Raw genomic sequence first — 19794 nt, forward strand, 5'->3', positions numbered from 1 at the left:
TGGGCTACGGCAAATCAGGCAGGCTGAGCCGCTAAAGTTTGCGCGCCCGGTGGGCGCGCAAAGCTCGTGGTAAGGTCGGTTGCTCCGGGCGGAGCAAGCGGAGCGATCAGTCGTTCGCGGTCACCTTGACGCCGAGCACCGACGGAATGGTGTTCGGTGCGCCCATGGCAGCGCCCATGATCATCGGGAACGGAACCGGCTTTTCCGGTGCCGCGCTGATCGTCAGGCTCTTCGGTCCATCGAGATAGGCGTTGACGGCGGCCGACACCTGGTTCTGCAGTTCTGGCACATTGAGCTGCGCCATCATGATCGGCACCAGGCCCTTCAGCGACTGAGCCATCTGCTCACCCGAAACGCCCTGCTGCGAACCGGCATAGTCCAGCGCCTTCTTGGTGATCGAGGCATCGTCGAAGCGGACTTCGGCGCTGTTGAAGGTCAGCTGCTGCATCAGGCCCATCATGGCAAGGCCCATGGCTTGGTTCGCCTCTTCCTTGTTCGGATTGGCCTCGGCGGCCTTCATCGCTTCCTGCATGGATTTCACGAAGGCAAGCGTGTAGCCGGAAATGTCCAGGGCAAAGTTCAGCCGGCCGACGTTCTTGAAGTCGAGGGCATATTCTTCGAGTGCGACATTGCCGCTTTCGACCTCCCAGCTGCCTTTCATCGTCAAGGCGCCGTCGATCGTGGTGAGGCCGAGCTTTTCGATCGCCTCCTTGGTCTTGGCGTCCTCGACGGTCGACAGGTCGGCCTTGATGCCCGAGGCGGTCGCGTCGAAGTCGAAGCCGGCGTCATTTTCCTGGCGTGCCAGGTTCGCTTCGGTGCTTTCGAGCGAGAAGACTTCCTTGCCCTTGGCGTTGAGAGCGATCGGGCCGGTGCTGGCGCTTTCGTAGAGAAGAATGTCGTTGATCGTTCCACCGTTGGCATTGGCGGGGATCGTCAGGCCGGAAAGCAGGATGTCCTTGACCGAAATGCTTCCCTCGTCCTGGCTGACATTGACGTCAGGGAACGACACGGTTTCGGCGTAGTAGCCGCCACCTTCGGTTTCCTCGACACCTTCGAAGGTCAGATCACCGATCTTCAGGCTCGTCGGTTCGCCAGGCTGGCTGGCGACCTTCAGCTGCACGCCGGTCACCGTCACCTTGTCGCCGTCCACTTCGGCCTTGTCATAGGTGATGGAGGTGCCGTTCGCGTTCGTTGCCGCGTCGAGCTTCTTCATCAGGTCCGCGCCGTCGAGTGCGAAGGCCGGGCTGGTAAGCGTGAGGAGCGCGGCGCTCGCCATCATCAGGCGGATCTTGCGCGTGTGCATCATTGTCGAGTTCCTTCGTAAAATCTTTGATTGTGTAACTGTTTCGAAGATGAGGCGTGGCTAATCTGGTTTGTCTCCGCAGAGGGCGTCAACTGGGAGCGAACGGCAACATCCGGAAGTTTTCGGCGGCCAGTTCGTGTCTTGCAATCCCCCTCACAAATCGTCCAAATCAACTACAGCCGAAGCTATTACGAAACAGGGCGAAATTATATTCGCTTGGCCAAACCGCACATGTTCCTGGTCGGGCATGCTTTCCGGGATGTTACCAAGCGCTCGCCTCCGACGCATAGCCGTCCGACCGTTACACGAACATTGCGCCGGAGCAAGCGGATCGCTTCACGCGCCAACTGTTGGCGGGTAAGGGGTTCTCCACAATCGCATCCCCTGAAAACCTTGCTGTTCCGGGTTTGTTGCGCTAGCAAGGTCCCATGGGACAAAGCCTTAATCCCCCGTCAGGCGGGGACGACAATATTCAGCCGGTTGACCTCAAGGCGGCGCTGGAAGAGCGTTATCTTGCCTATGCCTTGTCGACCATCATGCACCGCGCGCTTCCGGACGTCCGCGACGGGTTGAAGCCCGTGCATCGCCGTATCGTGCATGCGATGAGCGAAATGGGCCTCAGACCCAACTCGTCGTTCAAGAAATGCGCCCGCATCGTCGGCGACGTCATGGGTAAGTTCCACCCGCACGGCGACGCCTCGATCTACGACGCGCTTGTGCGCCTGTCCCAGGAATTTGCAATCCGCTACCCGCTCGTCGACGGCCAGGGCAACTTCGGCAACATCGATGGCGATAACGCCGCGGCGATGCGATACACCGAAGCGAAGATGACGGACGTCTGTTCGCTCCTTCTCGACGGGATCGACCAGGACGCGGTGGATTTCCGCCCCACCTACAACGAGGAAGACCAGGAGCCGACCGTGCTCCCTGGGGCCTTCCCGAACCTGCTCGCAAACGGCGCAACCGGCATCGCGGTCGGCATGGCGACCTCGATCCCGCCGCACAACGCGCATGAACTGTGCGACGCGGCGCTGCACCTCATCCGCCATCCGCAAGCGACCGTCGAAGATCTGCTTTACGATCCGGCCAATCCGCAGAAGGGCGGCATCGAGGGGCCAGACTTTCCGACCGGTGGGGTGATCGTCGAAAGCCGCGAAAGCATGGCCGAATCCTACCGCACCGGCCGTGGCGGTTTTCGTGTCCGCGCCCGCTGGGCCCAGGAGGATCTCGGCCGTGGCGGTTATCAGATCGTCGTCACCGAGATTCCCTATCAGGTTCAGAAGTCGCGCCTGATCGAAAAGATTGCCGAGCTTCTGGTTGCGCGCAAGCTGCCGCTGCTCGAAGACATTCGCGACGAATCCGCGGAAGACGTTCGCATCGTTCTCGTGCCGAAAAGCCGCTCGGTCGATGCCGGCATCCTGATGGAGTCGCTGTTCAAGCTGACCGAGCTTGAGAGCCGCATCTCGCTGAACATGAACGTGCTGTCCATGGGGCGCGTACCGCGGGTCATGGCGCTCAACGAGGTGCTCTCGGAATGGCTGGCGCATCGCCGCGAGGTGTTGCAGCGCCGGTCCCGCCATCGCCTGGCGGCGATCGATCGCCGGCTCGAGATACTCGCCGGCTATCTCGTCGCCTATCTGAACATCGACGAAGTCATTCGCATCATCCGCGAAGAAGACGAGCCGAAGCCGGTCATGATGGAGCGGTTCTCGCTCACTGATCTGCAGGCCGAGTCGATCCTCAACATGCGCCTGCGCTCCTTGCGCCGGCTCGAAGAGTTCGAGATCCGCACCGAATTCGACGCCCTGTCGAAGGAGAAGGCCGAGATCGAAGCGCTGCTCGCGTCGGAAGAGAAGCAGTGGCAGACCGTCGCCTGGGAGATCGGCGAGGTCAAAAAGAAGTTTGCCAAGGCAACCGAAATCGGCAAGCGCCGCAGCACCTTCGCGGATGCACCGGAGGCTGACGTGGAGGCGATCCAGCAGGCGATGATCGAGAAGGAACCGATCACCGTCGTCATCTCGGAAAAGGGCTGGATCCGGGCACTGAAGGGCCACATCTCCGACACGTCGTCGCTCCAGTTCAAGGAGGGCGACGCGCTCAAGGTGGCGTTCCCGGCGCAGACGACCGACAAGATCCTGGTCTTCACGACCGGTGGAAAGGTCTACACGCTCGGCGGCGACAAGCTGCCTGGCGGTCGCGGCCATGGCGAGCCGCTGCGCATCATCGTCGACATGGAGAACGACCAGGACGTCCTGACCGCCTTCGTCCATGATCCGGCGCGCAAGCTCATCGTCTCGTCGGCTGCCGGCAACGGTTTCGTCGTGACGGAAAGCGATATCGTTGCCAATACCCGCAAGGGCAAGCAGGTGATGAACGTCTCGATGCCGGACGAAACCAAGCTGGTCGTGCCGGTCAAGGGTGACCACGTTGCCGTCGTTGGCGAGAACCGCAAGATGCTCGTCTTCCCGCTCGTCCAGATCCCCGAGATGGCGCGCGGCAAGGGCGTCCGGCTTCAGCGTTACAAGGATGGCGGCATCTCCGATATTCGCTGCTTCACGATCGCAGAAGGGCTCATCTGGGAAGACAGCGCTGGCCGCGTCTTTACCAAGACGAAGGATGAACTGATCGAATGGCAGGCCGATCGCGCCTCGGCCGGTCGCGTCGTTCCGAAGGGCTTCCCGCGCAGCGGAAAGTTCAGCGGCTGACCATAAAATACCAGCCGTGCGGCCGATGAGCCGCATGGCTGGTGTCCCAATCCGGGGCATTGAATTTGCGCATTAAGGTATTGGAAATACAGTCGAACTCGAGCGAAAAGCGGCGCTTGTATGTGCCGGCGTATCGTGGATGACTGCCCATCCAACAGGATGGATACGATGCCGAACGCCAATGCCCTCGACGAAATTCTCCTGGCGCTCGCCAGCCCGGTACGCCGGCGGATCTTCGAGATCCTCTTTGCCGGTGAGGCGCGTGTCGCCGATATCGCCTCGGCCGTTGCGGTGCGCGGCGAAGAATTGGAGAAGCACATAGCACTCCTCGAGGCAGCGGGCCTCATCACGCGCCTGCGGCGCCGCGAAGGCGAATCCCTAAGCGGAAATCCTGCGCCTTTGAGCGAGGCGGCCACCTGGATCAACACCAACCGCGAGCTTTGGGCGATGCGTGTGCAGATGCCGGAAACCCGGCTGGCCTCCGGCGCGCCGGAGCCTGTACCCGAGCGGACGCCGATTCGCGACCGCCGCAGCGAAACCGAACAGAAGTCGCGCCGCCCCCGGCCGACCGGTCCTCGCCGTGAAAATTGATCGATAGCGCTACTCGGCGCAGGCCACCGCGGACCTCAGCGCTCTGCTGCGCATCTGCCAGAGCGAATGGCCGATGAGGGCGAAGATCAGGATCGCGCCACCCATCAAGGTCTGCGTTGTCGGGGTTTCGGCAAAGACCAGCCAGACCCAGATCGGCGCCAGGATCGTTTCCAGCAGGTAGAACATGCCCACTTCCGGCGCCGAGAGGAAACGCGGTCCCGTCGCCAGGCAGAAGAAGGCGAGCGGGATCATCACCAGACCGTTGAAGAAGATGTAGCCGGGTTCCGCAATCGTGAATCCCGAAGGGGACAGCATCAACAGAGCGACCGCTGCCGGGAAGATCGCCGTGACCAGCGGCACCAGCGCCATGTCGCGCTTGCTTGCGCGGCTGATCGTGATCGCGCTGGCAAGCAGGAAGGCGGAGGATGCTGCCATCGCATCGCCGAAGAGGTGGCCGCTTTCCAACCCGTCCTGAACGATCAATCCGACGCCGAACACCATGATCAACATCGTCACGAGCGTGGCGTTCGATGGTCGTTCCTTCAGGAAGATCCAGGACAAAATGGCGGCAAACATCGAGGTGAAGGCGAGGATGAAGACCACATTCGCCGTCGAAGTGTTGAAGACGGCGAGCAGGAACGTGCAGGAATTGATGCCGTAGAACAGGCCGACGACGAGCCCGGTCTTGCCCGGCAACAGTGAAATCTTCCGGCCGAACACGCGGTTGATCACGAACCAGGCGCCGAGCGCGATCACGAACGTCGACAGGCTGCGCACCGCGAGCAGCGACCAGACGTCGCCACCGGCGGAACGGATGAGCGGGATATCGAAGGAAAGGGCAAGGCCACCGAGGCCGGTGATGGCAAGGCCGCGCCGGTGCATCACGGCATCAGAAGATGAACTCAATGTCTAACCCGTTTTCGTAGGAGCGGCTTCCAAGGTGGCGTCTCCGCCTTCATAGCGTTCCCAGCCACGGGCCATAAGGTGTTCTTGCGGCAAAAATTTTGTTTTATACCCCATCTTCCGCGATCCCTTGACCCAATAGCCAAGATAGACGTGGGGCAGGCCGCGCTCGCGGGCGCGACGAATGTGGTCGAGAATCATGAAAGTGCCGAGCGAGCGGTCCTCTCGCGCCGGGTCGAAGTAGGAGTAGACCATCGAAAGACCGTCGCCCATGCGATCGGTCAGCGCTGCTGCGATGAGTGGCCCGCGTGCCTTCTCGCTGATGCCGTCGCCTTCGACCCGCAGGCGGTACTCAATGATCTTCGTGTGCACGTGCGTATCTTCGACCATCATTGCGTAGTCGAGCACCGACATGTCCGACATGCCGCCCTTCTGATGCCGGCGGTCGAGATAGCGGCGGAAGAGATTGTACTGTTCGCTGGAAGGCTCAGCCGGATACTCTGCCGAGATCACATCCTGATTGGTGGCAAGCACCCGGCGCATGGAGCGCGTGGGCTTGAACTCGTTGGCAAGAATGCGCACCGAAATGCAGGCGCGACAGGTCTCGCAGGCTGGGCGGTAGGCGATGTTCTGCGACCGGCGGAAGCCGCCCTGGGTCAGGAGATCGTTGAGTTCCGGCGCACGTTCGCCCACCATGTGGGTGAAGACTTTTCGCTCCATCTCGTTCGGCAGATAAGGGCAGGCTGCCGGCGCAGTCAGGTAGAATTGCGGAGACGGTGTGGTCTGTGTGTTCATCGAGTGCGGAGGTCACTCTGCGCGCGGTTGTTCATGACAATAGCATGGCGGAAGAATGGAAAACGTCAACTCACTCGTTTGCAGCTTCCGCCTCCGCCGTCCAGTTATTTTAGCGTTGCCGACAATGGCTGCGTCCGGTCAGTACATGTCACGGCGGACCGTGACGGTGCCAATCAGGAGGTCGTGCAGCAGGCGGCTGCGGTCGGTAAAGAGGCCGATCAGCAGGATCAGCGGCGTCAGCAGAGCGTTGGCGATCCAGAAGATGACGAGGTGGACGATGGCGGTCAGGAAGTCCATCGGGCGCCCGTCGGTGCGGGCGATCGCCAGGCCCATCATGCGCATGCCGGGGGAGGCCTGTTCGCGGCCGCCGACCGTGAGGCCGAAATAGAGCATGGCGACGATCGCAAAGAGCGCCGGGTAAAGCATAAAGCCGAGGCCGAGCGTCAGGATGCCCAGGAAGAAGACGACGACCGCCGCCGGGATCCACAGAAGCGCGATGATGGCGTAGTCGAGCAGGAAGGCAAAGATGCGTCGCGACAGCACGCCCTGATAGGCGCGCCAGTCATTGCTCGGCAGCCTCAGGTCTTCGTTGTGCATGGTCATCCGTCTAAGCCTCGCTTGGTTGCATGCAGGATATGGGATGGTGATGCCTGCAAAACAAGGATTGGAGGCTCACCACAGCGCCGCGCGTCTTATCAGACGCGCAAAGGTCGCTGTAGAACTTTGATTTCCTGCAACAGAAGCTTGCGCTTAACGGCCTTTGGCAAGGATACGAGCCACCTCGACGGCGAAATAGCTGAGGATACCGTCGCAGCCGGCGCGTTTGAAGGCGAGCAGCGTTTCCAGCATCACCTTCTCGCCGTCGATCCAGCCGTTGGCGGCGGCGGCTTTGACCTGCGAGTATTCGCCGGAGACTTGGTAGGCAAAGACGGGCAGGCCGAAGGCCTCCTTCATGCGCCAGCAGATGTCGAGATAGGGCAGGCCCGGTTTCACCATCAGCATGTCGGCGCCTTCCTCGACGTCGAGGGCAGCATCGCGGATCGCTTCGGTGCCGTTGGCCGGGTCGATGTAATAGGTCTTCTTGTCGCCCTTCAAAAGGCCGCCGGTGCCGATCGCCTCGCGATAGGGGCCGTAGAACCCGGACGCGAACTTTGTCGCATAGGACATGATGCCGACATTCTGGTGCCCGGCGGCATCGAGCGCCTGGCGGATCGCGCCGATGCGGCCATCCATCATATCGGAGGGGGCGATGATGTCGGAGCCGGCATCCGCCTGGGCGACCGCCGCCCTTGCGATCATCTCAACGGTTTCGTCGTTGACGATCTCGCCGTTGCGAAGGATGCCGTCATGGCCGTGGCTGGTGAAGGGATCGAGGGCGACGTCGGTGATGATGCCGATCTCGGGCACCGCTTTCTTGAAGGCCCGCGTCGCCTGATTGATCAGGTTGTCGGCGGCAAGGCTGTTGGAGCCGGTCTCGTCGCGCAGCCCCATGTCGATGTTCGGGAAGGTCGCAATCGCCGGAATGCCGAGATCGGCCGCTTCCTTGACCGCTTCCACTGCCTTGTCGATGCTCATGCGGTTGACGCCGGGCATCGCCTCGATCGGCTGGACGATGTTGCTGCCCGGCACGATGAAGATCGGCCAGATCAGATCGTCGACGGTCAGGCGGTTTTCCTGCACCAGTCGCCGCGTCCAGTCGGCCTTGCGGTTGCGGCGCATGCGGCGGTGGCCGGTGATCCTGTCCACAAGATTTGTCCTGTCGTTCATCGCGCCCACGCCTTTCCGGTCAAAATCATCGTTAGCCAAGCGCTTTATCATGGGGCGGCGGCAATTGGGAACCGCGCGTCGGGCGAACGAACTGCGGCATTTCTTCTCTTCAAAAAGATAGCGGCAGGGGAGGGGAAACTACGATCCCGCTGGCGGATGAGGAAGACCCGCCCTATCTTGCCGGCCATGCTTCATGATTCTGCCCATGTGCTGAAACCATCGCTGACCGAGATCCTCTTCGGTATCTTCCTGCGTCTGGTCTCTGCCTCGTGCATCTGGTTCGCACTTAACTACTGGGCCATGCTGATCGGCTTTTCCCATGGTGGCGCCGGGCGCTTCGATCTGTTGTCGCCGGAGTGGCGCGCGGCTGCGACGGCGCTCGCCGTGGTCTATCCCGTTGCGGCGCTCGGCCTCTGGTTGCTCGTCTCCTGGGGGCCCGTGGTCTGGGTGGTCGCAGCGGCGATCGAGATCGCCATGTATGAGTTCTACCCGGCCAGTTTCGGTGCCCGGCCTTTGCTGGTCGTACTGCATGTGGCGGTTGCCGTCACCTTCGTTCTTTTCCGGGCGGCACTCTTCTTTCAGCGCTGGCGGCAGGCCAAGCAGGTAAGAGTTGATTCACCCTGAGACAGGCTCGTCAAATGGCAAGCTCTTGTTAAGGCTGCGGTTTAAGTAGAATTTTAGACGTATTCGATAGGGTCTCACTCAAGGCGGGCAGACAAACTGACACCGCCAAACAAAACAGTGAGGCAGTCAAATGAACACGAAGATGAAGCCGCAGGCGGCTCAGCCCCGAGACCCTCAGGAAGAAACCATCCGCGGTCTCTACATGGAATCCCTCCACCTCGTCGAGCGTCTGCACCGCCGTCTGCTCGACGTCATCAAGGACGAATTCGACCGTGAAGGTCGCAGCGACGTCAACGCCGTTCAGGCCCTGTTGCTCTTCAACATCGGCAACTCGGAACTGACCGCCGGCGAACTTCGCTCCCGCGGCTACTACCTCGGCTCGAACGTCTCCTACAACGTCAAGAAGCTCGTCGACCTTGGCCTGATCAACCACCAGCGCTCTCGCGTCGACCGCCGCTCGGTTCGTATCAGCCTGACGGAAGACGGCCAGGAAATCGCCGAAACCGTCGCCAAGCTCTACGAGCGCCACATCGGCTCGATCCAGAAGGTCGGCGGTATCGGTTCGGACGAGTTCACCCAGATGAACAAGCTCCTGCAGCGCCTCGATCGCTTCTGGAACGACTCGATCATGTACCGCCTGTAATCCAGGCCCTGCATAACTCCTTAGATCGAAGCGATCTAAGGACAAAGTTATGCAGAAACTCAATGTGGTACAGCGACCTTTGCGCGTCTGAATAGACGCGCGGCGCTGTAGAACCTCCAGTTCAAGGGTCGGGCGCAATCCCTGCGTGTCCGACCTTTGCCATTTGCCGGCTTCTCATCCTGTTGCGGAAAAGCCGCACCGCTTCGGCACGCCATTCCTGCGTTCGGCCGGCTTTCCAAACGGAAAGTATTAGAAAATCAAAATGTTGCCGCCTGCAGCTCGTCCGCCGGCTTATCCGTTGCGGCGAAAAGCAAAAGGCGTGCCATGTCGCCGTTCAACCTGTCCGAGACACGAATTGGCCATATTGCTGTGACAGCGACGACGACATGCGGTAGGTGCGGCCACGTGTTTTCTTGAGCGTGGATTCGTTTCGCGTTTCGCCTGCCGGATGAGGGTCCTCACTCGCGGTATCGTGAAATCTTGTGAGGGCAGGGTGGCTCGTTGGTTGACCTTTGTTAACCACGATCGTGTTAGGGCTCCGGCAACGTGCGTGCCAGCGCATAGGGCGCGTGCCAACGCATTGGGATGGTAGGAATATGTCGAAAAAGAATGGAATTGATGCATTCTCGCGCCGCGCCTTTCTGCGCTCGGCAGCAACCTTCGGCGCCGTGGCAGTTGCCGGCGCGGCAAGCGCACAGGACGCCCTGAACGAGATCATCAATTCGCCACGCCGCGGCTCCTGGGACGACCAGTACGACGCCAAGGCATCGCGCACCGCGACGACGGTCGTTTCGAACACGCCGGTCTTCGGCCCGGAAACGATCGCCCACGTGCAGCAGGCAATCTTCGACTACCAGAACATCGTTTCGCAAGGCGGCTGGCCGATGGTCCAGACCAGCGTCAAGCTCGAGCTCGGCGTCACGGATCCGTCGGTGCAGCAGCTTCGCCAGCGCCTGATGGTCTCCGGTGACCTGCCGCAGTCGGCAGGCGTCTCCTCGTCCTTCGATTCCTACGTCGAAGGCGCGGTCAAGCGCTTCCAGGCTCGCCATGGCCTCCCGGCTGATGGCGTCATCGGCGAATACACGCTGAAGGCGATCAACGTCGACGCCAACACCCGCCTCGGCCAGCTCCAGACCAACCTCGTTCGCCTGCAGTCGATGTCCGGCGATCTTGGCCGCCGCTACGTGATGGTCAACATTCCGGCCGCCTATATCGAAGCGGTCGAGAACGGCCGCGTGGCGCTGCGCCATACGGCGATCGTCGGCAAGATCGACCGCCAGTCGCCGATCCTCAACTCGAAGATCTACGAGGTCATCCTCAACCCCTATTGGACCGCGCCGCGCTCGATCATCCAGAAGGATATCATGCCGCTGATGCGCAAGGACCCGACCTATCTCGCACGCAACTCGATCCGTCTGTTCGACGGCAGTGGCGGCGAAGTGTCGCCGGAAACGGTCGATTGGAACGCCGAGAAGGCGCCGAACCTGATGTTCCGCCAGGACCCGGGCAAGATCAACGCGATGTCGTCGACGAAGATCAACTTCCACAACGAGCATCAGGTCTACATGCACGATACCCCGCAGCAGGGTCTGTTCAACAAGCTGATGCGTTTCGAGTCTTCCGGCTGCGTTCGCGTGCAGAACGTGCGCGATCTTTCGACCTGGTTGCTGAAGGATACGCCCGGCTGGTCGCGCCAGCAGATCGAGGCGACCATCAAGACCGGCGTCAACACGCCGATCACGCTCGCCGAGGAAGTGCCCGTGTTCTTCACCTACATCACGGCCTGGTCCGCAAAGGATGGCGTGGTGCAGTTCCGCGATGATATCTACCAGCGCGACGGTGCCACCGAGCTGGCGCTGCAGTCGCCCTATGGCGTCGAGCAGTCGCCCGGCTCGGTCGATCAGGACGCGCTGCCGCAATAAGCGAATTTGCGACACGAGATCGACAAGCCGCGCTTCCCCTGGAAGCGCGGCTTTTTCATGCGCCAGCGCTCGCGATATTTCGGCGCGGCAGATGGGGGAAATGGCGCAATCCGCACAGCAGATATTGCTCTTGCCGTGCGAGGAAGCTAAAGAACTGCCACCCTTGAGAGGAGCCTCGCGCCGATGCTTGAACAATCCAATGACGCCTTCTTCACCCGCTCTCTGGCCGACAGCGATCCGGACATCTTCGGTGCGATCGAGAAGGAGCTGGGTCGTCAGCGCCACGAGATCGAGCTGATCGCCTCCGAGAACATCGTTTCCCGCGCCGTGCTCGAAGCCCAGGGCTCGATCATGACCAACAAATATGCCGAGGGTTACCCGGGCAAGCGCTACTATGGCGGCTGCCAGTTCGTCGATATCGCCGAAGAACTGGCGATCGAACGCGCCAAGAAGCTCTTCGGCGTCAACTTCGCCAACGTTCAGCCGAACTCCGGTTCGCAGATGAACCAGGCCGTGTTCCTGGCGCTCTTGCAGCCGGGCGACACCTTCATGGGCCTCGACCTCAACTCGGGCGGTCACCTGACGCACGGTTCGCCGGTCAACATGTCCGGCAAGTGGTTCAACGTCGTCTCCTACGGCGTACGTGAAGACGATCACCTGCTCGACATGGACAACGTTGCCGAGCAGGCGCGCAAGCACAAGCCGAAGCTGATCATTGCCGGTGGCACCGCCTATTCGCGCATCTGGGACTGGAAGCGCTTCCGTGAGATCGCCGACGAAGTCGGCGCCTGGCTGATGGTTGACATGGCGCACATCGCCGGTCTCGTTGCCGGTGGCCAGCATCCGTCGCCGTTCCCGCATTGCCACGTCGCCACCACGACCACGCACAAGTCGCTGCGCGGCCCGCGCGGCGGCATGGTCCTGACCAACGACGAAGATGTCGCCAAGAAGATCAACTCGGCCGTCTTCCCGGGTCTCCAGGGCGGCCCGCTGATGCACGTCATCGCGGCCAAGGCTGTTGCTCTCGGCGAAGCGCTACATCCGTCGTTCAAGGACTATGCGGCCCAGATCGTCAAGAACGCCCGCACGCTCGCCGAAACGCTGAAGGCAAACGGCCTCGACATCGTATCCGGCGGCACGGACAACCACCTGATGCTCGTCGACCTGCGCAAGAAGAACGCAACCGGCAAGCGCGCGGAAGCCGCCCTCGGCCGTGCGTTCATCACCTGCAACAAGAACGGCATCCCGTTCGACCCTGAGAAGCCGTTCGTCACCTCGGGCGTCCGTCTCGGCACGCCGGCCGGTACCACCCGCGGCTTCAAGGAGGCCGAGTTCAAGGAAATCGGCGAGCTGATCGTCGAGGTCCTCGACGGCCTGAAGGTCGCCAACTCCGACGAAGGCAATGCCGCCGTCGAAGCCGGCGTTCGCGACAAGGTCCTCAAGCTGACCGATCGCTTCCCGATGTACGGCTACATGTGATCGGTCGCTCATGCGCTGCCCCTATTGCGGTTCTGAAGACAGTCAGGTGAAGGATTCCCGTCCTGCAGAGGACGGGAACGCCATTCGACGCCGCCGGATTTGTCCGGATTGCGGAGGTCGTTTCACGACCTTCGAACGGGTGCAGTTGCGTGAACTGATGATCATCAAGAAGACCGGTCGGAAGGTTCCTTTCGACCGGGATAAACTTTTGCGTTCGTTCGAGATCGCGCTCAGGAAGCGCCCGGTCGATCGCGACCGCATCGAGCGGGCGGTCTCCGGCATCGTTCGGCGCCTCGAAAGCTCCGGCGAGACCGAAATTCCCTCGGAGGAAATCGGCCTGCAGGTGCTCGAAGCCCTGAAGAGCCTCGATGACGTTGCCTTCGTGCGCTACGCTTCGGTCTACCGCGATTTCTCGCATGCCGAGGATTTCGAGAAGGTCATCACCGAGATCAGCGCTAAGATCGCGCGCGATCCGGGCGAATAGGCGAAAGCTGGATAGAGCCATGGCAGGACCCACCCGTGAAGACGAGAGGTTCATGGCCGCGGCGCTGAGGCTGGCCCGCCATCATCTCGGACAGACGTCCACCAATCCTTCCGTCGCCTGCCTGATCGTCAAGGAAGGCGTCATCGTCGGCCGCGCCGTGACGGCGCGAAGCGGTCGTCCGCATGCCGAAACCCAGGCGCTTGCCGAAGCCGGCGAAAGGGCGAGGGGCGCAACCGCCTATGTGACGCTGGAGCCCTGCTCGCATCACGGCAAGACGCCGCCTTGCGCCGACGCCCTTGTCGCATCCGGCGTTGCCCGCGTGGTGATCTCGATCCTCGATCCGGATGAGCGTGTCGCCGGGCGCGGCGTCGTGCGCCTGCGCGATGCCGGTATCACCGTCGATATCGGCGTTCTCGCTGAAGAGGGGCAGCACGCACTCGAAGCCTATCTCATGCGCCAGGTAAGCCGGCGGCCCTATGTGATTCTCAAGCTTGCTGTTTCCGCCGACGGCATGATCGGCCGTAAGGGGGCAGGGCAGGTCCGCATCACCGGTCCCATCTCCCGCGGCCAGGTGCAAATGCTGAGAGCCGAGACGGACGCGATCCTCGTCGGGATCGGCACGGCGACGGCCGACGACCCGGAATTGACCGTGCGGTTGCCCGGGCTCGAAAATCGCTCGCCGCTGCGCATCGTCCTCGACCGCCGGCTCGACCTGCCGCTTTCCTCGAAACTGGTGCGAACGGCGCGGGATGTTCCTGTTATCGTGGTCTCCAGTGACGGATCCGGCGGCCCGGACGCGGATGTCGATGACGGCCGGGCCGCACGCAAGGCGGCGCTGGAGGCCACCGGCGTTGAGGTGCTCGAAGCCGGTTCGATTGCGGACCTTCTGACGGCCCTCGCCTCGCGCGGCATCTCCTCGCTGATGGTCGAAGGTGGAGCGGTCGCGGCGCGCGCCTTTCTCGATGCGGCCCTCGTCGACCGTATTCAGCTTTACACCGGGCCTGGGACGATTGGCGAAGACGGCATTGCATCCCCATTTGACCGTAAGTCCGTGCCGACAGGCTTCACGCGTGTCGCCGAAGCGCGCTACGGAGAAGATCTGTTCGAGGAATACGAAAGAGAAAACTGATGTTCACAGGCATTGTTACCGACATCGGCACCGTCGATGCCGTCACCCCGCTCAAGGAAGGCATCAAGCTGCGTGTTGCCACGAGCTATGATCCGAAGACCATCGACATGGGCGCCTCCATCGCCCATTCCGGCGTGTGCCTGACAGTGACCGCCCTGCCTGACGCTGGCAGCAACGAGCGCTGGTTCGAGGTTGAGGCCTGGGAAGAAGCGCTGCGGCTGACGACGATCGCGGGCTGGACAAAAGGCACGCGGATCAACCTCGAGAGGTCGCTGAAGATTGGCGACGAGCTCGGCGGCCACTTGGTCTCCGGTCATATCGATGACAAGGCGGAAATCCTCTCGGTGGAGTCGGAGGGCGACGCGGTGCGCTTTCGCCTTCGGGCACCGGAACATCTGGCGCGGTTTGTCGCACCGAAGGGCTCCGTCGCGCTCGACGGTACGTCGCTGACGGTCAACAAGGTCGATGGCGCCGAATTCGACGTGCTCTTGATCCGCCATTCGCTGGAGGTCACCACCTGGGGCGACCGCAAGGCTGGTGATTTCGTCAACTTTGAAGTCGACACCATGGCCCGTTACGCGGCGCGCCTGGCCGAGTTCCCGGCGCCGAAGCCGGCATGAGCGAAGTCTGAGATTCTTTGCCGAATATGTCTCAAAAAAAGCAAACCGCCCCCGATTGGGGGCGGTGGCGTTTTGAGAGGGCGATTGGCGGCTCAGCGTAGATAGAAGGTCAGGCTGCCATCGGCCGCCTGTTCAGCGCCCGCGATGTTGTTCATCTCGACGTTCTGGCCCTTCAGCTTGGCTGCAAGCGGCTTGTTGGCGTTGACCGCTGCGTGGAGGGACGAGAGTTGTTGCGGCGTGGCTTCGTCGATCCACAGGCGCGTTTGGCTCGATTCCTTGAGCGTATCGACGTCAACGACGGTGAACTGGTCGCCTTTGAATTCGCGAACCGTGTGGTCGATCTCGGCCGGCCAGTTCATCGCGGCGCCTGCCGCGTAGGAAACGCCGCCGAAGGACAGGGCGGAGAGGGCAGCGATGACGGAAAGCTTGGCTATGCGGTTCATGGTCATGCTCCTTTGTTTGCTTGCGACATCGCGACTGCCGGGCTCCTACCCGAACGGGTGACCCTTATGGGCCGCGGAGACCGGTCACCATCTCGTGCCGCAGCGGCCAGCAAACGTCGATTGCGGGTGGCGTCACCCGCATTGAGACGTGCTGGACGGTTTCGACTGATTGGGGCGGCGTTTCCTCGGCTTGGGGCGGGGGCGCGTCGTGCCAACGCCTAGAAAGCTGGCCCGGATTCTGGCCGTTTCCGTGGCGTAAAGGTCTGGAAAACAATTAAAAATTGTTCATGTTTCGGCGTGCGCACGCAACTTGTGCGTCGTCGTTGCCTTCTGATGGCGCTCGAACATGATCACGTGGTTGCCATGGTAGGTCGTCCGCCAGAATTCCTTGAAGCCATGCTTCTCCGCAACCCGGATTGAGGCACGGTTGCCGACATCGATGATGCAGGTTTTGCGGAGCGTGGGAAACTGGTGATCGGCCCATTTCAGCGCCGCACTGACCGCTTCTGTCGCAAGCCCCTGGCCATGGGCCTTTGGTGAAAGCGCCCATCCGGTCTCCATCGTGCCTTCAAGCGAGGGCGTGATGGCGCGGTGTACATCGTGAAACCCGGCTTCGCCGAGGAATGCTCCCGTTTCCCGATCCTGAATGGCAAAGAAGCCAAAGCCGAAATAGTGCCACATGCCCACCTGGCGCAGGAACCGCGTCCAGGATTGTTCACGCGTAAAAGGAACCCCACCGACATAGCGGATCACCTCGGCATCGCCGAACAGCGCTGCGTAGGAGGGGAAGTCGTCACGGCGATAGGGGCGCAGGATGAGGCGGTCTGTCTCGATGATAGGCACGCTATGCATGTTCGATCCTATGCTGTGGTGAACTCAGGCGCCCGGCTCGCCGTCCCAATAGTCGACAGTGTCTTCCGGTCTGCCGATGAAGCGGAATCGCCTCTGGCCATCAGCACTGCGCGTCTTGGCGAGGAACTTGCCCGAGTCCGGGTACTCGCAGATCTCGGTGGCCGCCATGGTCGAAATAGACAAGTATTTGAGCGCCACGCTGCCAGTGTTGATCAGGTGATGCGCCGTTTCCGGCCCGCCTGCAGGCGCGCCAAGAATGTCGCCCGGTCCAACCGCATGGCGCTCGTTGCCGAAGCGATACGTGCCTTCGCCTTCGAGGATGATGAAAAGCTCCTCCTCGACGTGGTGATTGTGGAACGGGCAGCCGGACTTGCCCGGCGGCACTTCACCGTAGCCGATACCGAGATCCTTAAGGCCCAGCAACGCGCCGAAGGAGGCGTCGCTCGATTCGAACCCTTCGCCTTTCGTCCAATGGTCGAGGTTGAGGGTCTTCGGATTGACGATCGGTTTTCGCGTTTCCGTCATGTCTATCTCCCTGACGCGTGCATTTCGCAAGAAGCATCCACGGTCCGTTCCTATCCGTGTCGCGCGATCGAGGGAACGTCAACCGACAAGCGTCGAAATTGATAAACGTTACGTTGCTTATGCCTCGATTTTGCAATCCTATGACGGTAACTGCGGTGGCGGAGCGCGCTATGCCTCAGCACGGACCGCGTCGCGTCGCCCGGAAGGCCGATCGTGTCGAGTACAGCGAGACGGGCATCTCGTAGGCGGGCCGACTGCCTGCGCATGCCGAAATCCGGTGCGGTCCGCATCATGGCGTCGCGGGCAACCGCCTCGGTGTCGAAGAGCAGCCCATCCATATCGAAGAGGACCGCTCGAGGGGCGTGGGGGAGGCGGATCGTTGATGGGTCTCAAGCATGCGGATGCCTCGTTCAATTCCTGTCTGGTACCTGAACTTGCTGTTCTGCGCTGCAAACCGCAAGCAACCATGCGATTGTGTTCGAAGCCCGGACGGCAAGGATAGCCCTTCGGGCTTGGTATTCTGGCGCTGTTCGGCGCGGCAAAAGGCCGTTTGCGGCGGAATTTGCTTGCCATTCGGCGCCGGGCATGGTTTGACCGCCGCCTGCCGGTCGCAACCGGCGACGAACTCTCAAAGACAGGTGATCCATGGCAGAGACCACGGCAGCCCACATTCTGATTGTGGAAGCGCGTTTCTATGACGATATGGCCGATGCATTACTCGACGGCGCCAAACATGCGCTGGACGCAGCCGGGGCCACCTATGATATCGTGACGGTTCCGGGCGCGCTCGAAATCCCGCCGGCGATCGCCATGGCACTCGACGGTGCTGACGAAGGCGGTACGGAATATGACGGCTTCGTCGCGCTCGGCATGGTCATTCGTGGCGAGACCTATCATTTCGATATCGTCGCGAACGAATCTTCGCGGGCCATCATGGATCTCGCGGTGAGCGAAAGCCTCGCCATCGGCAACGGCATCCTGACGGTCGAGAATGACGACCAGGCCTGGGCACGCGCCCGCCGGTCGGAAGGTGACAAGGGTGGCTTTGCTGCGCGTGCGGCGCTCACCATGATTGAATTGAAGAAGAAACTGGGCACGGAAAAGTGACGAAGACACCCTCGGATCAGCCGCTGAAGCAGGTCAACCAGCGCGGCGCCGCGCGCCTTGCCGCGGTGCAGGCGCTCTACCAGATGGACATTGGCGGCACCGGCGTGCTCGAAGTGGTTGCCGAGTACGAAGCCCATCGCCTCGGCCAGGACGTCGACGGCGACACCTATCTGAAGGCTGACGCCTCCTGGTTCCGCTCGATCGTCGCCGGCGTCGTGCGCGACCAGCGCAAGCTCGATCCGTTGATCGGTTCGGCGCTTCAGGACGACTGGGCACTGTCGCGGCTCGATTCTACCGTGCGCGCCATCCTGCGTGCCGGCACCTTCGAAATGCTGGAACGCAAGGACGTGCCGGTTCCGGTGATCGTCACCGAGTATGTCGAGATCGCCAAGGCCTTCTTCGAGGATGACGAGCCGAAGCTGGTCAATGCCGTTCTCGATCGTATTGCCAAGCAGGTTCGTAGCGAGTCCAGGAAGTAGAGTTTATGGTTGCGGTTGCTGCGGATGACATGGGGGCCACCCTTCGCGAAGCGCGCCGCAACGTTTTCCATCTGACTGCCGCGCAGGCCATTCTCGGCGTCGTCGGACCGATCTGCTTCTCCATCGGCGGTGTCGCCGGCTACCAGTTGCTGGCGGAAGACAAGTCGCTGGCAACAGCACCTCTCACCGCCTTCAACGTCGGCATGGCGCTTGGCGTCGTGCTGGTCGCGATGCTCTCGCGCCTGATCGGCCGCCGGTTTGCCTTCATGACCGGGACCGGGATCGCTGCCGCAGGCGCGGCGCTCGCCGCCGTCGCACTCTTCCGCGAAAGCTTCTGGCTCTTCGCCTTTGCTCTCGCGATGCTCGGCTCGTCGAACGGCTTCACCCAAAAGCTGCGTTTCGCCGCCGCCGATGCTTCCCCGTCGTTCTACAAACCCAAGGCGATCTCGCTGATCCTTGGCGGCGGTATCGTTTCGGCAGTGCTCGGCCCCCAGATCGTCATCTTTGCCGGAGACCTGTTCGCGCCCGTTGCCTTTGCCGGCGCCTTCGTCGTGCTGCTGCCGATCTGCCTGCTCGCGGCGTTCTTCTTCGCGCCCCTGCGGTTGCCCGAACCGGGTGCAATGGTCAAAGATCACCACCATGAGGCCGTGCGTCCTCTCGGCGCGATCATACGCAGCCAGCGCTTCGCCACCGGCATGGTCTGCGGCATCTCCAGCTATGCACTGATGACCTTCATGATGACCGGTGCTCCCGTCGAGATGGTGGTGGGCTGCGGGTTTTCGACCGAGCTCGCGACGCTCGGTATTCAGTGGCACGTGCTGGCGATGTTCGCTCCGAGCTTCTTCACCGGCTGGCTGATCAGCCGCTTCGGCGCCGAGCGCATCGTCGGCTGCGGCCTGCTTCTCCTGATGGCCTGTGCGACTGTGGCGCATATGGGCATCGAACTCTGGAACTTCTGGGGTGCGCTGGTGCTGCTCGGGCTCGGCTGGAATTTCGGCTTCATCGGCTCGACGGCGATCGTCGCCAGCAGTTACCGTCCGCAGGAAGCCGACAAGGTCCAGGCTTTCCACGACATCATCCTCTTCACCACCGTGGCGCTGTCGTCCTTTGCCTCAGGCAAAGTGCTGTCCGCCTATGGATGGGACATGCTGAACGCGGTCGTGTGGCCGGTCACCATCGTCTGCCTGGTACTTCTGCTGCTCCTGAAGCGCACACCGCGGAAGGCCGCCGCCTAACTCCATTCTCCCGACATTCAAAGTCGCCGGAGCGCCTTCTCACTGGCGTTTTCCGGGGCTTGACGATCTCCCGTTGCAACCGCACTCTGGCCGCGCCGTGGGGGGTGCTGCTTGAGGAGGTGGCGCGTGATTCGCGGTTTTGAGGGGCCCGTGGCCGGGAGTGAGTCCGCGGGTTGTAACGGAGGGTA

General features: G+C 61.8%; 19 protein-coding genes and 1 pseudogene. 12 read left to right on the plus strand and 8 right to left on the minus strand.

Translation table 11 applies throughout. The features are described from left to right. Positions 1-106: 106 nt before the first annotated feature. Positions 107-1306 (minus strand): hypothetical protein, encoded by a 1200-nt coding sequence (locus ACN9MO_RS04560; RefSeq protein ID WP_058320196.1) that lies wholly within the window; start codon positions 1304-1306, stop codon positions 107-109. Positions 1307-1731: 425 nt separating this feature from the next. Here ACN9MO_RS04560 and parC point away from each other — a divergent pair, with 425 nt between their 5' ends. Together parC and ACN9MO_RS04570 are read left to right on the plus strand one after the other, a co-directional pair. Then, positions 1732-4008: a DNA topoisomerase IV subunit A gene (gene parC / locus ACN9MO_RS04565; RefSeq protein ID WP_057252599.1), complete on the plus strand. Its 2277-nt coding sequence runs from the start codon at positions 1732-1734 to the stop codon at positions 4006-4008. 168 nt (positions 4009-4176) lie between these two features. Continuing rightward, positions 4177-4503, plus strand: a pseudogene (locus tag ACN9MO_RS04570) (helix-turn-helix domain-containing protein); the annotation flags it as partial. A gap of 105 nt (positions 4504-4608) precedes the next feature. On the opposite strand, the gene ACN9MO_RS04575 reads toward ACN9MO_RS04570, so the two are convergent. From ACN9MO_RS04575 to hemB, 4 genes are all read right to left on the minus strand, one after another. Further along, a complete protein-coding gene (locus ACN9MO_RS04575) occupies positions 4609-5505 on the minus strand; it encodes a DMT family transporter (protein ID WP_058329388.1) in 897 nt (298 codons plus the stop codon). 3 nt (positions 5506-5508) lie between these two features. Beyond that, entirely contained in the window at positions 5509-6297 is a 789-nt protein-coding gene (locus ACN9MO_RS04580) for an arginyltransferase (protein WP_057252595.1), read from the minus strand. Positions 6298-6435: 138 nt separating this feature from the next. Then, positions 6436-6900 (minus strand): RDD family protein, encoded by a 465-nt coding sequence (locus ACN9MO_RS04585; protein ID WP_058320193.1) that lies wholly within the window; start codon positions 6898-6900, stop codon positions 6436-6438. A 147-nt stretch (positions 6901-7047) separates the two neighbouring features. Continuing rightward, on the minus strand, positions 7048-8064 hold the full coding sequence (gene hemB / locus ACN9MO_RS04590; protein WP_057252591.1) for a porphobilinogen synthase: 1017 nt from the start codon (positions 8062-8064) through the stop codon (positions 7048-7050). Between the two features lie 186 nt (positions 8065-8250). On the opposite strand from hemB, the gene ACN9MO_RS04595 reads away from it, so the two are divergent. From ACN9MO_RS04595 to ACN9MO_RS04625, 7 genes are all read left to right on the plus strand, one after another. After that, the gene (locus ACN9MO_RS04595) at positions 8251-8688 is read left to right on the plus strand and encodes a DUF6163 family protein (RefSeq protein WP_112994515.1); all 438 of its coding nucleotides are present in this window, start codon (positions 8251-8253) and stop codon (positions 8686-8688) included. Positions 8689-8818: 130 nt separating this feature from the next. Continuing rightward, positions 8819-9331 carry a transcriptional regulator LdtR gene (gene ldtR / locus ACN9MO_RS04600; RefSeq protein ID WP_057252587.1) on the plus strand — a complete coding sequence of 171 codons (513 nt, stop codon included), beginning with the start codon at positions 8819-8821 and terminating at the stop codon, positions 9329-9331. A 596-nt stretch (positions 9332-9927) separates the two neighbouring features. Further along, positions 9928-11253, plus strand: a complete 1326-nt coding sequence (locus tag ACN9MO_RS04605; RefSeq protein ID WP_057252585.1) for a L,D-transpeptidase family protein — start codon at positions 9928-9930, stop codon at positions 11251-11253. A 183-nt stretch (positions 11254-11436) separates the two neighbouring features. Then, positions 11437-12732 carry a serine hydroxymethyltransferase gene (glyA, locus tag ACN9MO_RS04610; RefSeq protein ID WP_093232201.1) on the plus strand — a complete coding sequence of 432 codons (1296 nt, stop codon included), beginning with the start codon at positions 11437-11439 and terminating at the stop codon, positions 12730-12732. 10 nt (positions 12733-12742) lie between these two features. After that, the gene (gene nrdR, locus ACN9MO_RS04615) at positions 12743-13216 is read left to right on the plus strand and encodes a transcriptional regulator NrdR (protein ID WP_034803756.1); all 474 of its coding nucleotides are present in this window, start codon (positions 12743-12745) and stop codon (positions 13214-13216) included. A 19-nt stretch (positions 13217-13235) separates the two neighbouring features. Beyond that, positions 13236-14345: a bifunctional diaminohydroxyphosphoribosylaminopyrimidine deaminase/5-amino-6-(5-phosphoribosylamino)uracil reductase RibD gene (gene ribD, locus ACN9MO_RS04620; protein ID WP_112994516.1), complete on the plus strand. Its 1110-nt coding sequence runs from the start codon at positions 13236-13238 to the stop codon at positions 14343-14345. Continuing rightward, entirely contained in the window at positions 14345-14965 is a 621-nt protein-coding gene (locus tag ACN9MO_RS04625; protein WP_112994517.1) for a riboflavin synthase, read from the plus strand. Before ribD ends, ACN9MO_RS04625 begins: the two co-directional genes overlap by 1 nt. Positions 14966-15057: 92 nt before the next feature. Here the strand turns inward: ACN9MO_RS04625 and ACN9MO_RS04630 are convergent, their stop codons facing one another. From ACN9MO_RS04630 to ACN9MO_RS04640, 3 genes are all read right to left on the minus strand, one after another. Next, complete coding sequence (locus ACN9MO_RS04630) at positions 15058-15408, minus strand: hypothetical protein (RefSeq protein ID WP_112994518.1); 351 nt, start codon at positions 15406-15408, stop codon at positions 15058-15060. A 285-nt stretch (positions 15409-15693) separates the two neighbouring features. Continuing rightward, positions 15694-16260, minus strand: a complete 567-nt coding sequence (locus tag ACN9MO_RS04635; RefSeq protein WP_057252574.1) for a GNAT family N-acetyltransferase — start codon at positions 16258-16260, stop codon at positions 15694-15696. 24 nt (positions 16261-16284) lie between these two features. Next, positions 16285-16785: a cupin domain-containing protein gene (locus ACN9MO_RS04640; RefSeq protein ID WP_057252572.1), complete on the minus strand. Its 501-nt coding sequence runs from the start codon at positions 16783-16785 to the stop codon at positions 16285-16287. A 645-nt stretch (positions 16786-17430) separates the two neighbouring features. Between ACN9MO_RS04640 and ribH the strand changes: the two genes are divergently transcribed. From ribH to ACN9MO_RS04655, 3 genes are read left to right on the plus strand one after another with little or no spacing between them, the layout of a single operon-like run. Beyond that, complete coding sequence (ribH, locus tag ACN9MO_RS04645; protein WP_034803742.1) at positions 17431-17892, plus strand: 6,7-dimethyl-8-ribityllumazine synthase; 462 nt, start codon at positions 17431-17433, stop codon at positions 17890-17892. After that, positions 17889-18371 carry a transcription antitermination factor NusB gene (gene nusB / locus ACN9MO_RS04650; protein WP_058329384.1) on the plus strand — a complete coding sequence of 161 codons (483 nt, stop codon included), beginning with the start codon at positions 17889-17891 and terminating at the stop codon, positions 18369-18371. Before ribH ends, nusB begins: the two co-directional genes overlap by 4 nt. Positions 18372-18376: 5 nt before the next feature. Continuing rightward, on the plus strand, positions 18377-19606 hold the full coding sequence (locus tag ACN9MO_RS04655; protein ID WP_162727978.1) for an MFS transporter: 1230 nt from the start codon (positions 18377-18379) through the stop codon (positions 19604-19606). Positions 19607-19794: the final 188 nt, after the last annotated feature.

This window comes from Ensifer sp. R-19, from assembly GCF_049905105.1.
GTDB lineage: Bacteria > Pseudomonadota > Alphaproteobacteria > Rhizobiales > Rhizobiaceae > Ensifer.